The following is a 12,307-nucleotide window of genomic DNA, read 5'->3' as shown; positions in this document are numbered from 1 at the left end:
TCATTCGTCCGGGCCGCCTCGCGCGGCTTTTTTCATGCCCGCAGGAGATTTTACCGTGAACGGATCGCTCAAAAACTGGCTGATACACGCCGCGCTTGCGCTCATCATCATGCTGGTGTTCGGCCTCATCTTCGGATCGGCCGTGGCCGGCGCGGTGATCGCGACCGCCATTTTCTGGGCAAGGGAGGCGGGCGAGAAGTCCAAGCAGCTCGACGGCCGCCCGGAAGGCTGGCGCGCCGTGGTGTCCGACCTGAACCCGTTCGGCCCGCGCTGGAAGAAAGACGATCGGCTAGACTTGGCGTTTCCGGTCGCGGCCGTGTGGCTGGTGCTGGCGCTGCTGCCCGCGTCCGCCCATGCGGCCAGCTATCAGGCGGCGACGTCCGTCGAAGTGAAGGCGCTGCTGCCGAAGCTTGCCGACGGCGATGTGGTGGAGCTGGGCGACGCGCCGATGGGTGTGGTGCGCTGGGGCGGGTTGAAGGCCGTCACGATCAAGGGCGGCGTGTTCGACCAGATCACGCTCGACAAGCCCGCTGGGCCGATCTTCGACGGCTTGCGGGTGAAGATGCCCGCAACGGCCGCGACGCCCGCCTATCAGCGCGCGGTGCAGCTTTATGGCGGCCATGCCACGATCCGCAATTTTGAGATCTCGGCGACGGCTTATGACCCTGCGCAGCCGCGAAAAGGCGTGGGCCTGATGTTCGACGGCCGGGCCGGGGCCAATGGCCAGATCACCGTCGAGAATGGCGTGCTGCATAATCTGGACCAGGGCCTTGGCTGGCTGGAGCAGCCGATGGGCGTGACGGTGCGCAACGTGACGGTTCGCGACTTATCGACCGATGGAATCCAGTTCGGCGGCGCGGACAATGTGCTGATCGAGAATTTCACCTGCGGCGCGCGGGTGGCGACCTATGCCGGCGCGCACCCGGACTGCATCCAGATCGCGTCGACCGGCGGGCCGGTGAACAACCTCACCATCCGCAATGTCGCCATCGATGGCTGGATGTCCACCCAAGGCGTGTTCCTGGTCAACAATCCGACCGCGCGCGGGCGCAACTGGACGATCAGCGGCGTGCGCATGCTGGGCTATTTCTATCGCGGCCTCACGGTGATGAACGCCGATGATGTGAAGATCAGCGACGTGGTGCTGACGACGCCGATCAACGCCGTGCATTTCTCGATGCTGACGCTCGATAATGTCGATGGGGCGGAGATCCGCGACACCATCGCCTGCAGCCATGCGCGCAACAATGTGACGCGCCTTGTCGAGAGCGGCCGGGTGACGATCCCGTGCCGCAAGCCAGCTGCTTACGTCGGGGTCGGCGGCGGCGGCAATGGCGCGGCGCTGCCCGACACCTCGGCGCTGGATGCGACGATCGCCGTGTTGAAGGCGGAGGTGGACCGGCAGGGGCAGGTGATCGCGGCCGTTCGCGCCGCGGTGCAGTGAGTTTCCGGGAAAAGGGGGTGTCATCGGTGGACTGGAAAGATGTTGTGCTCTGGCTGCTGGCCTGGGGCGGCGGGCTGGCGATCTGCGGGGCGAAGCTCGCCTATATGCTGTTCGGCATATCATCGGAGCCGCCCGACGATCCGACCGCGCTTCGCGCATGGGTGCGCAAGCGCAAATGGTTGGTGATCAGCGAGCTGGCGGCGCTGCCCGCCTTCGCCTCGATCGCCGTCATCATCGGCAAGCTGCGCGCCTGGCCGTTGGAAGGCGTGGTGCTGTTCTCCATGCTGCTCGGCGCGCTGGGCTTTGCCTTCTTCCTGGACGCGCTGCGCACATTGGTGAGCCGCCGCCTTGGGCTGAACCAGGGGCAGGGAGGCGCGAATGGTTGAGCTGCTGATCGTGCTGGTGGTGGGCTTCGGCCTGGTGTCGGCGGGCGCGCTTGGCAAGGCGTGGAAACATGGGGCCGAATGCGATCGGGCGAAGGGGGTGTGCAATGACAAGCGTGACTGACGTCGAGCAGCTGCTGGACGAACTGCTGCGGCGCGAGGGCGGCTATGTCGACGATCCGCGCGATGCCGGCGGCGAGACGCACTGGGGAATCACCATCGGGGTGGCGCGCGCCGACGGATATTCCGGGCCGATGCGCGACCTGCCGCGCGAGCGGGCGAAGGCGATCTATCGCAAGCGCTATTGGACCCGGCCAAACTTCGATGCGGTGGCGCGCCTTTCGCCGACGATCGCGGCCGAGCTGTTCGACACCGGGGTCAACATGGGGCCATCGGTGCCTTCGGCATGGCTGCAGCGCTGGCTTAATGTGCTCAATCGCGGCGGGCGCGACTATCGCGACATGGCGATCGACGGCGCGATCGGGCCGATGACGCTGTCTTGCCTGCAGACCTTCCTTCAAATTCGCGGTGACCTGGGCGAGGTGGTGCTACTGCGCGGGCTCAATTGTTCGCAAGGCCATCGCTATCTGGAACTGGCCGAAGCGCGGCCGGCGAACGAAGCCTTTCTGTTCGGCTGGATGAACGGGAGGGTGGATTGATCGGCCAACCGTATCTTGCGCTGGGCGGCGTGCTTGCGCTGGTCTCCGCCTATGGCGCGGGCCGGTGCGACGCCCACAAGATCGAGGCGGGCAAGCAGGCGGCCGTCGATCGCGCCGAGGCTGCGGCCGAGGCGAAATACCAGCGCGCCAGCGCCGATCGGGCGCGACAGGAATTGGAAAGGGAAGCGCGCGATGAAACCGCCAGCAACACCATCACCCGCACGATCGAGCGGATCGTCACCCAGCCTGGCCCTACTGTCTATCGCAATGTGTGCTGGGATGGCGACGGCGTGCGGGCCTATAACCAAGCGGTCGAACTTGCGAACGACCGTCCAGGAATCGTTCCTGCGGCCGTGCCCGGAGCTGGAGATGCTGCCGCCGGGCGAGAAGACCGGGGGAATGACGCTGCCGCCCGCGACGGAGGTGGTGCGGCTTTACGGCATCTGCGCCAAACGCAATGACGCGCTAATCGGCGAGGTGCGGAAGGCGCAGGCGGACTGACTGCGGCGAGCGCAACATTTCACAAGCGTTTTGTTCCCTTGATGTTCCGTATCCATGGCAGATGCTGGCGGCATGGGACCACCGCCGATTCGCACAATCAAGGATCTGGACGACGCCGGGCACGATCTCCGGCTCTGGTGCTATGCGTGCGAGCGGGAAGGGCTGATCGACAGCATCATCTGGGAGGCGTTCGTCGCCAAGGGCTGGCCGATCGAGGTGGACCAGGCGCGCCGGCGGTTCAAATGCAAGCGGTGCCGATCATCGCGTGACGTGCTGCTGGTGGCAGCGACGCGGCCGAAGCCCGATCGGGAAATCACCTGGTCGAATGTCGTTCACGCGTGGTTCTTCAGCCGGAAATCGAAGCGGCTGTTCAAGGGTGCGGTGGAAGAGCGGCGGCGCTAGAGCGGCGTCAGGCCGTCAGCCGCATTGCCCACGGAATTGGTCGGGGGGATTGCTTGAGTCCTGCCTCCGCTACCATCCTTCATTTTCCACCCACGGCCCATTGTGGTCACCGTCGGATTGCGGACCAGGATACTGCGGCCAACGTCCCGCCCGAGGCGGCTTCACGACTAAGTCCAGGCGAGCGCGACCTGATCGAGCGCTTCTTCTGAAGCTCGAGCGTTTCGGCCGCGCGGTCCTTCGCTACGACGAGCTGGCGGCCCGGGCGCTCGAAAGACAAGATCCTAACTTGCGCCGTGCAGATTCTTCCACCAGTTGAGCTGGGTCGGGGCGATCCTGGTCAGCCGTTCGAAACTTTGTGCGACGACATGGTCGGCCTCGGCGCTGTCGACGCCCAGGGCATGAAGCACCATCTCGGCGATATCGCGGATATAGCGGGTTGATCGATGTCCCTGGTTGATCCGGAGGATGGCTTCGACCACGGTTCCGAAGATCATGTCGCTGGCAGCGAGCGCGTTTCGGACGGAATATTGTCCGGCTTCGACCCCTCGCGCGATATCGGCGCGGATGTCCTGGCTCAGGGGGTTTTCCTCGCGCAGCAAGCCTGCCCGAACGATGAACCCGCCCCAGTGCTCATCGAAGAGCGCGCGCGTAAGGAAAAGCAATATGCCGGTCGCGGTGCGCGCCATGGCGCTTTCCAGTCCTTCGAACACCAGCCTGGCGTCGCCGACCATTTCGTCGGCGAGCATTGATCCGGCTTCGGCGACGATCTGCTCAACGGTATCGAAATGTGTGTAGAACGTACCGCGTGACACTCCGGCATGTTTGACGATGTCATCGATCATCGTCGGGGCGCTCGAAGTTTCGCTGGAGTACATGACGAGGACGGAATCGAGCAGTTGCCGCCGCGTGCGTGCGCTCCGTTCCCGGCCCACCCGTACCCTGTGATTTTCTTCTCCGCGGCGCTTTGGGCTTGCGGCTTTTCCTGCCCCGGTCAGCATCTTCGCCATCTAACGACTCAAATCCCTGTTTCCCGTCCTGGCGCAGGCGACCACCATAGCCTGATCAGGCTCCAGCGACAGCATCTGTAGCTGATGCGGCCCTGATCAGGCAATTTGAGACAAACATCAAATCATCACGACAGTCAACTTGACATACATGGTGATTCGAGATTATGTGGGATCAACAAGCAATATGGAGAGAGAGCCGCACGCTTCGATAGCGTGACACCGTGATCACCAATCAATCTCCACACTCCCAGGCGCGCCTGCGCCAGAGAAGTGGAGCGCGCCCGAGCGATAAACCGACGGGCCACGTAATTCCGATGATTTTGAGGAGAGTGACGAGATGAGCGGCCCTGAATACACGGAGCTACCCGAGCGTGCTGCCAAGATACTCGAGAATTTCCTGCCTCCCGACGAAAAGATTGGAGAGCGCATGCAGTATTTCGCTCATGTTCAGCCGCGCGCGGGCGATCAAGAGGGCGATACTGAAATTATCGACGGCGTCACATTCACACATCATTTCGTTGACGCGCCGGGCGATTACGAGACTGTGCGCTGGCACTATGTCGAATGCGGAAATAAAGACGCGGAGAAGATCGTGTTCCTGCACGGCATCCCGGACTCCTGGTATGAGTGGTGCCACCAAATGGCGGCCTTCGCACGTGAATATCACTGCATCGGCGTCGATCTGAAGGGATACGGCCAGTCCGACAAGAAGGGCGGCAATTATCAGCACGAAGCCGTTTCTGAACAGCTATGGGCCATGCTCCAGCAAATTGGCGTTAAGCAGTTCAACGTCATCACTCATGACCGCGGTACGGTGCAGGCCGATTTCATTGCCGCAAACCATCCCGAAAGTGTTCTTCGCTATGGCCGGGGAGAACAGCACCTCTACAACTTCCATCCAGCACTCGCTCCTCAAGGCGATCTATTCATGGACGCTCCGTATAACGGGATGCTCGATGACCCTAAATACACTGTTCTTTGGGGTTACACCTGGCTGACTGTTCGGCCGATCCCCGACGCCGAGATGGAGCGAGTCATCCAAGAATTCTCCTATGAAGGAATTCGAAAGGCCGTGCCTCGCTATTTCAGCTCGTCTACTTTCCGCCAGGAATGGCTTGCGCGCCGGAACCGATTGCTTGGCGCTTGGAAGTGCCCCGTGATGATCTTGCAAGGGTATGACAGCAAGACCCAGCCGCGCGAATTCTATGAGGGTGTTGAGCAGCATATCCCCAATGCCCGGTCGGTAGAGGTTCGATACATTCCCGGCGGCCATTTCTGGACGAAGGAAAGCCCGAAGGAGTCGATTGAGGCCATCCGCGAGTTGCTGAAGATGTAGGATGGCTGCGAGGTAGAGGATGTGGGTCGAGCACCGTTTTGTCCATACGTCAAAACCGGAGGCAAGCCGGAGTGTCGCGGTAGTATCGGGTGAAGGAGCAGTCAGCATGGCGAACATAAAGGATCACGCGATTAACGCGGAGCAGTCCGTCGCGATCCAGAATCTCGTGCAGCGCGAACGCAGGGCGCGCGATTTCCAAGCCTGGGACGAGATGGCCGACTGTTATCATCCGGATGCAGAAGTCGAAATTTCCTGGTTTCGCGGCAGCGCCGCTGACTTTGTGGAGGGGAGCAAAAGAATAGCTGCAGCCGGGACCCGGTCGATCCATCAGATGGCACCTTCGGTGATCACTGTCCGGGGAAACCGTGCCCTTTCCGACACCGGGTGCGAGATTCACGTCCTCGCCGCGCTGGATGGGGTCGATATGATCGTCTCAAGTCAGGCCCGTCTTCTGTCGCGCGTCGAACGGCGCAACGAGCTATGGCGGCTGTCGGGCTTCCGCACGCTTTATGTGTGGGACACGCTGATGCCCGTGAGGCCTTCCCGCGTACCGGATCTCGACGAAGCGGAACTGCAGCGACTGCGGCCATCATACCGGCATCTTTCCTATGTCATGGGTCGGCTGGGCCACGCGTTTCCTGACGATCTGCCGGGAGTTGACGATCCGGAAACCGAACGGCTGCTGAGGTTCAAAGAAGAAGCATGGCTTGGCGAAACGCAGCAATGAATTTGCGTCAGAAATACGCGCGTCAATGCCAGCAAGCGGCAAGATGCTCGCGTGAATAGGATTTTGCGAAGATCTCTAACGGAGCAATGACTCCAATTTGGGAGGGATAAATGAAACATATACTTCTTTTGGGAGCGTCGATAGCAACGCTCGGCAGCGCCAGCGCGGCAATGGCACAACAAGACCAGACGGCGGATAGTCCGGAATCGGCGGCCGATGCCAGCAACATAGGCGAAATTATCGTGACTGCACAGAAGCGTGCGGAGCGAGCGCAAGATGTTCCGATATCGATTTCTGCTTTTGGAGGCGAAGCACTCGCCAAGGCGAATGTCACGCAGATTTCTGATCTTACGCGGCTGGTACCGACGTTTAATTTCGGGTCAGGCCCTGGCTCGGTCAGCGCGCGCTATACTATCCGTGGGCTCGGAACGTACGGCAACAGCGCGGTCGAACCTTCGGTAGCGACTTTTCTTGATGGAGTGTACATCCCACGGCCAGGAAGCCTTAATTCCGGCCTTTTGGATATCCAGTCACTTGAAGTCCTGTCGGGCCCACAAGGCACCTTGTTCGGCCGCAACGCATCGGTGGGCGCGATAAACATCACCACCAACGTGCCCACGGACAGGATAGAAGGAAGCGCGGCGATCGAGGGCGGCACGGGCGAACGCTACCGTGGTGAATTTATTGCCAATCTACCATTTTCTGAAAAGGTCGCAATCCGGTTCGTTGGTTTGGCCGAGCAATTTGGCGGCTATTGGCATTATCGCCCGACAGGCGAACGCTTCGGCGGCGTTGACACAATGAGTTTCCGACTGTCAGGCCGCTTCGACCTGAGCGAGAATATCAGCTGGATCGTGCGTGGCGATTACCAGAGCCAGACAGGTGACGGATACACCAACGTCTCGTTGCTTCCAGAATCGCTGACACCTGCAATTCTGGCGAATTTTGGCGCCAGACTCGGCGGTCGGCTTCCCGTCGTCGGCATCACCAGTAACAGTTCGCTGAACGATCCTGCGACTGCAAACGTGGATGATTACCATTGGGGCGCATCCAGCACGCTGACCTTCACCACCGATTCAGATTTTTCTTTCAAACTGATAAATGGGTATCGCCATTGGCGCGCAGAGGAACAGGATGGAGAGGTGTCCTTCACACCTGTTTCGCTCTTCAACCGCAAATATCTGTTCGAAAGCCGCAGCCAAAACCACGAATTTCAGATCGTATCGCCAAAAGACAGCCTGTTAGATGGAAGGCTCAGCTTTGTAGCGGGCCTGTATTATCTGCATGAAGATCTCGACATCAACTATGATTACAATCTCGGTTCTGAATGGTGCTCGACAGTCATAGCCGCTGTCGCGCCACCCGCCCTGCCAGCCTGTAATGCAGGTCAGGCAACTCCAGGCTTTTACAACCTGTTCCCGCAGACCACTGAAAGTTACGCGGGATATGGGCAGCTTACGTTCAAGATCGTGCCGACCCTGGCCCTTACGCTGGGCGGCCGCTATACGCATGAGGACAAGGAAGCCAACTATACGGCCGTTCGTGTCAATCCGGCCGCCGTATTCGGCACCGACGAAAACACAGATCTCAGCTACTCCGATGAACGCTTCACCTCGCGCGTCAATCTCAGCTGGACACCAAACCGCGATCTGCTGCTCTTTGCAACTTACTCAACTGGTTTCAAGGCGGGGGGTTTCAACAACGGTGCGAGCAGCAGCGTTCTGGGCCAAAGTCGTGAATTTGGGCCTGAAACAGTCAAAAGTTATGAAGTCGGTCTGAAATCGCAATTTTTGGACAGGCGCCTTACCTTTAACGTGACTGCCTATCGTATGGATGTATCGGGCTTCCAAGAGCGTGCGCTCATCAATGCAGTGTCGGTCGTTCAGAATGTGGGCAATATTCGCAGCCAAGGAGTCGAGGCAAACGCCTTGGTACGGCCCACATCCTGGCTCCAGTTCAATGGTTCGGTCGCCTATCTGGATGCAAAGTTCACGAGCTATCCCAATGCGCCGGCCCTGCCTTGGCAAACTGGCGTTCAAGATCTGAGCGGCAAACGTCCAACCTTTGCCCCGAAATGGACGACCAATTTCGGTGCCGAAGCTCAGACGGGGATCGGTGGAGGATATAGTGCGACGCTGCGCGCCGATATCAGCACGACGGGCAAGCAGAATCGCAATTCGATCAACGACGCCAGCCCTACGACCGATCGGCCGGCCTATGCACTGCTTTCGGCACGACTGACGCTCTTCAGTCCCGGAGATCGCTGGTGGCTCGCCTTTTTCGGCCAAAACCTGACTGACAAGCATTATTGTGTCGCGAATGGCTATCAGGTTCTGGCTCCTCAACTCGGGGCGATCGACGTTGCGGGACAGAACGCTGCGACAACCTGTTTCCACGGAAACCCTCGCACGCTTGGGGCGCGGATCGGTTTCAAGTGGTGAAAAGGCCGTTGGGGGCCGGACGTCGTTTCTGAAACGACGTCCGGCCTACCGATAAATTATATTTGGGAACGACCATTCGGACAGTGGAAGGCCAAGCGCTTTATGACAGCTGGACAAACTCATAAGGTCGTGACTGACAGCGGCGCGCCTTCGCTCGATATCGACCTGTTTTCCGAAGCGAGTCTCCGGAATCCGTTCGATGACTACAGAAGGCTACGTGACACGGGTCCGGTGGTCTGGCTCAGCAAGATCGGCATCTATGCCATCGGACGATTTGCCGATGCTCAAAAGGCTCTGCGGGCAAGCGACGAACTGATCAGCGGGGAAGGGGTTGGCTTCAACGACGTATTCAATGCGCCCAAGGGAATGAATGTCATTCAATCTGACGGCGATATCCACAACCGAATGCGCAATACAGTCATGAAGCCACTGACTCCGGCTGCATTAAGGGAGGTTCGCCCGCGACTGAAAGCAATGATTGTCGACCAGCTCCAACGTTTTTCAAAGGACGTGTCATTTGACGCGATGAAGGATATCGCACCTGTCTTACCGGTAGGAGCGATATCTCACCTTGTCGGCATTCCCGATGAGGGACGTGAGCGCATGCTTGAATGGGCTGCTGCTGCGTTCAACGCCATCGGACCCACGCCGGATGCCGATGACGCAGCGCTATTGCGCGAAGCGTTCGCGTTTATTTCTTCCATGGACGAGAACAAGGTTGCTGAAGGGAGCTGGTCTGCCGGTCTTTTTGCCGCCGCGGACAAGGGAAAAATCTCGCGGCAGGAAGCGGTGGCAGCGATGAGCGCCTATGTGGTGCCTAGTCTTGACACCACAATTCTCGCGTCCGGGCATCTGCTTTATAATCTCGCTACCCATGGTGACCAATGGGACATGGTGCGCGAAAATCCCGACCTGATACCTTCCGCTGTGCTTGAAAACATGCGTCATAGCGCTCCTGCGAGATGGTTCTCCCGTGTGGCCGCGAAAGAATATGCGGTCGACGGGATGTCCATCCCTAAAGGCGCGCGGGTCATGATCCTGTACGGATGCGCCAATCGCGATGAACGCCGGTTCGAAAACCCGGACAGATTTGACGTGACCCGCGACGCTCGCGATCATCTGGGATGGGGAACGGGACCCCATATGTGCGCTGGAATGCATTTGGCGCGGATGGAGATGGAAGTTCTTTTGGAAGCGCTCGTAGAAGCGGACGTGCGTCTCGAGGCAGGGGAGCCGGTATTAGCAGCCAATGCGGGGCTGTACGGCTTCGCGGAGCTTCCGCTGCGCTTGATACGCAATGGATGATCTGAGCGAGGATATGAGAGACGCGAAATGACATATCTGCGCAACTGCTGGTACATGGCGGCCTGGAGCGACGAAGTCAGCAACCAGCCACTTGCCCGAACGTTACTCGATGAGCCCGTGGTCCTATACAGGGACGCGGAGGGTGAGCCACATGCATTGTTCGATCGTTGCCCTCATCGATTTGCACCTTTGAGCGCCGGCAGGGTTGAAAACGGCATATTGCTGTGCGGCTATCACGGTCTGGGCTTTGGCGGCGATGGCGCATGCGCTCGCAATCCCCATGGACCGATCACAAAGGCATTGCGCGTCACAAGCTACCCAGTGGTCGAAGCTCATCGTGCAATATGGATCTGGATGGGCGATGCCGGCCGTGCCGATCCGGCTTTGATACGTGATCTCTCTTTTGTCGATGATGCGCCCGATACGGCCTTTAACAAAGGTTATCTCAACGGCACCGGCAACTATCAGTTGTTTGTCGACAACATCCTAGATCTGTCTCATGCTGATTATCTCCATCCCGATACATTGGGCGGCGGAGCGGTCACCCGGACACCAGCGGAGATCGAGGAGCGCATCGACGGAATCATCGCGATTGCCTGGCGGCCGAAAAACGAAGTACCGATGCCGCTGATGGCCGATCGCCTTCCACCCGGCGTGGATTGGGTGGACAGCTGGACCGAGGTGGAGTGGAGCGCCCCCGGTGTGATGACGCTGGTAAACGGCGCGGTTCCCGCAGGCACACCGCGTTCAAACGGCGGAAATGTTTTCAACCTCCATATTCTTACCCCCGAGACGTCGTCCACCTCTCATTATTTCTTCGCGTCTACGCGGGACTATGCGATGGACGACGCCAAGCTGAACGAAGCCACGCGAAAGCTGCGTGAGCAAATCTTCTCGACCGAAGACGAGCCAATGATCGCTGGGCAGCAAAAACGCATTGGGGATCAGGACTTCTGGTCGCTGTCACCCGCATTGCTCAAGATCGACAAAGGAGCGGCGCTTGTACGCCGCCGTATGGATGCGCTCATTCAGGCCGAAGCGAAATAGCGGTTTCCATTTGGCGAACCCAACGAAACTTCCAGTTAGGCCGAGCGGCGTCAAAACATTCAAGTGGAACGAAAAATGGCTTCGAGAAAGATCATCATTACCTGCGCGGTGACCGGCTCGATCCATACGCCATCCATGTCCGACCATCTGCCGGTGACATCTCGCGAAATCGCCGACGCTGCGGTTGGCGCAGCAGAGGCCGGAGCCGCCGTGGTTCACCTGCATGCGCGACGCCCCTATGACGGGCGACCTGACCAGTCACCCGAAGCATTTGCGCCGATCCTCCAGTCCATCAAACAGCGCAGTGATGTCGTCGTGAATCTAACGACGGGAGGCTCACCCTTCATGTCGATAGAAGAAAGGGTCGCGCCTGCGGCTACATACGGGCCTGAGCTGGCGAGCCTCAATATGGGATCGATGAATTTCGGGCTGTTCCCCATGCTCAAGCGATTCAAGCGCTTCAAGCATGACTGGGAACCGGCAGCGCTTGAAGCGAGCCGCAACGTGGTTTTCCGAAACACCTATCAAGACATCCAGTTTGTCATTGAAACGCTCCGCCGTTCCGGCACCCGTTATGAATTTGAATGTTATGACACTTCGCACCTCCACAACCTCCATTATTTCTGGCGCGAGGGGTTGGTGGAAGGGCCGTTGTTTATTCAGACCATCTTTGGTTTGCTGGGTGGCATCGGATCTCATCCCGATGAAGTGATGCACATGAAACGCACCGCCGATCGCTTGTTTGGGGACAATTACGTGTGGTCGGTGTTGGGTGCCGGCTCCGCCCAGATGAAAATCGCGGCTATGGCAGCCGCGATAGGCGGCAATGTGCGGGTTGGGCTGGAGGACTCCCTCTGGATAGGTCCCGGGCAGCTGGCGCAGTCGAACGCGCAGCAGGTGCTTCAGGTTCGTAAGATCATCGAGGGGCTGGGGCTCGAAGTGGCGAGCGCGGTAGATGCACGCGAAATATTGATGCTCAAGGGCGGTGACAAAGTTGGGTTTTAAGTTCGCGGCTGAAGGACGCCTCTCGCGCTCAACGCAAGAATTTATGGAGA

Annotated in this window: 13 protein-coding genes; 12 read left to right on the top strand and 1 reads right to left on the bottom strand. The window is 59.3% G+C overall.

The genetic code is table 11. The features are described from left to right. Window positions 1-55: 55 nt before the first annotated feature. The 6 genes from BSL82_RS02270 (at window position 56) to BSL82_RS02250 (ending at window position 3,389) form a co-directional block, all read left to right on the top strand. Entirely contained in the window at window positions 56-1,444 is a 1,389-nt protein-coding gene (locus tag BSL82_RS02270; RefSeq protein ID WP_072595845.1) for a right-handed parallel beta-helix repeat-containing protein, read from the top strand. Window positions 1,445-1,470: 26 nt separating this feature from the next. Beyond that, window positions 1,471-1,830: a hypothetical protein gene (locus tag BSL82_RS02265; protein WP_158010619.1), complete on the top strand. Its 360-nt coding sequence runs from the start codon at window positions 1,471-1,473 to the stop codon at window positions 1,828-1,830. Further along, a complete protein-coding gene (locus BSL82_RS21520) occupies window positions 1,823-1,951 on the top strand; it encodes a hypothetical protein (RefSeq protein ID WP_257786816.1) in 129 nt (42 codons plus the stop codon). The genes BSL82_RS02265 and BSL82_RS21520 overlap by 8 nt, the downstream gene beginning before the upstream one ends. Beyond that, entirely contained in the window at window positions 1,935-2,486 is a 552-nt protein-coding gene (locus BSL82_RS02260; RefSeq protein WP_072595843.1) for a glycoside hydrolase family 108 protein, read from the top strand. Before BSL82_RS21520 ends, BSL82_RS02260 begins: the two co-directional genes overlap by 17 nt. Next, window positions 2,483-2,947, top strand: coding sequence for a hypothetical protein (locus tag BSL82_RS02255; protein ID WP_072595842.1), 465 nt, complete (start codon window positions 2,483-2,485; stop codon window positions 2,945-2,947). Before BSL82_RS02260 ends, BSL82_RS02255 begins: the two co-directional genes overlap by 4 nt. Window positions 2,948-3,041: 94 nt before the next feature. After that, entirely contained in the window at window positions 3,042-3,389 is a 348-nt protein-coding gene (locus tag BSL82_RS02250) for a hypothetical protein (RefSeq protein WP_158010618.1), read from the top strand. A 281-nt stretch (window positions 3,390-3,670) separates the two neighbouring features. On the opposite strand, the gene BSL82_RS02245 is transcribed toward BSL82_RS02250, so the two are convergent. Beyond that, complete coding sequence (locus BSL82_RS02245; RefSeq protein WP_072595840.1) at window positions 3,671-4,396, bottom strand: TetR/AcrR family transcriptional regulator; 726 nt, start codon at window positions 4,394-4,396, stop codon at window positions 3,671-3,673. Window positions 4,397-4,733: 337 nt separating this feature from the next. Between BSL82_RS02245 and BSL82_RS02240 the strand changes: the two genes are divergently transcribed. From BSL82_RS02240 to kce, 6 genes are all read left to right on the top strand, one after another. Beyond that, the gene (locus BSL82_RS02240; protein ID WP_072595839.1) at window positions 4,734-5,732 is read left to right on the top strand and encodes an alpha/beta fold hydrolase; all 999 of its coding nucleotides are present in this window, start codon (window positions 4,734-4,736) and stop codon (window positions 5,730-5,732) included. Between the two features lie 106 nt (window positions 5,733-5,838). Then, window positions 5,839-6,459, top strand: coding sequence for a nuclear transport factor 2 family protein (locus BSL82_RS02235; RefSeq protein ID WP_072595838.1), 621 nt, complete (start codon window positions 5,839-5,841; stop codon window positions 6,457-6,459). Between the two features lie 110 nt (window positions 6,460-6,569). Continuing rightward, window positions 6,570-8,900 carry a TonB-dependent receptor gene (locus BSL82_RS02230; protein ID WP_072595837.1) on the top strand — a complete coding sequence of 777 codons (2,331 nt, stop codon included), beginning with the start codon at window positions 6,570-6,572 and terminating at the stop codon, window positions 8,898-8,900. A 129-nt stretch (window positions 8,901-9,029) separates the two neighbouring features. Further along, window positions 9,030-10,205, top strand: coding sequence for a cytochrome P450 (locus BSL82_RS02225; RefSeq protein ID WP_226998581.1), 1,176 nt, complete (start codon window positions 9,030-9,032; stop codon window positions 10,203-10,205). A gap of 27 nt (window positions 10,206-10,232) precedes the next feature. Beyond that, window positions 10,233-11,252, top strand: coding sequence for a Rieske 2Fe-2S domain-containing protein (locus tag BSL82_RS02220; protein ID WP_072595835.1), 1,020 nt, complete (start codon window positions 10,233-10,235; stop codon window positions 11,250-11,252). Between the two features lie 75 nt (window positions 11,253-11,327). After that, a complete protein-coding gene (gene kce, locus BSL82_RS02215; protein ID WP_072595834.1) occupies window positions 11,328-12,257 on the top strand; it encodes a 3,5-dioxohexanoate:acetyl-CoA acetone transferase in 930 nt (309 codons plus the stop codon). Window positions 12,258-12,307: the final 50 nt, after the last annotated feature.

The sequence above is a fragment of the Tardibacter chloracetimidivorans genome (assembly GCF_001890385.1).
In the GTDB taxonomy this organism is placed as follows: domain Bacteria; phylum Pseudomonadota; class Alphaproteobacteria; order Sphingomonadales; family Sphingomonadaceae; genus Tardibacter; species Tardibacter chloracetimidivorans.
This window is presented reverse-complemented; position numbering and strand designations above follow the sequence as displayed.

Excerpts from the sequence above, each read along its gene's own strand:
- BSL82_RS21520 (WP_257786816.1), top strand. The coding sequence starts at position 1,823 with ATGGTTGAGCTGCTGATCGTGCTGGTGGTGGGCTTCGGCCTGGTGTCG.
- BSL82_RS02260 (WP_072595843.1), top strand. The coding sequence starts at position 1,935 with ATGACAAGCGTGACTGACGTCGAGCAGCTGCTGGACGAACTGCTGCGG.
- BSL82_RS02250 (WP_158010618.1), top strand. The coding sequence starts at position 3,042 with ATGGCAGATGCTGGCGGCATGGGACCACCGCCGATTCGCACAATCAAG.
- BSL82_RS02245 (WP_072595840.1), bottom strand. The coding sequence starts at position 4,396 with ATGGCGAAGATGCTGACCGGGGCAGGAAAAGCCGCAAGCCCAAAGCGC.
- BSL82_RS02240 (WP_072595839.1), top strand. The coding sequence starts at position 4,734 with ATGAGCGGCCCTGAATACACGGAGCTACCCGAGCGTGCTGCCAAGATA.
- BSL82_RS02235 (WP_072595838.1), top strand. The coding sequence starts at position 5,839 with ATGGCGAACATAAAGGATCACGCGATTAACGCGGAGCAGTCCGTCGCG.
- BSL82_RS02230 (WP_072595837.1), top strand. The coding sequence starts at position 6,570 with ATGAAACATATACTTCTTTTGGGAGCGTCGATAGCAACGCTCGGCAGC.
- BSL82_RS02220 (WP_072595835.1), top strand. The coding sequence starts at position 10,233 with ATGACATATCTGCGCAACTGCTGGTACATGGCGGCCTGGAGCGACGAA.
- kce (WP_072595834.1), top strand. The coding sequence starts at position 11,328 with ATGGCTTCGAGAAAGATCATCATTACCTGCGCGGTGACCGGCTCGATC.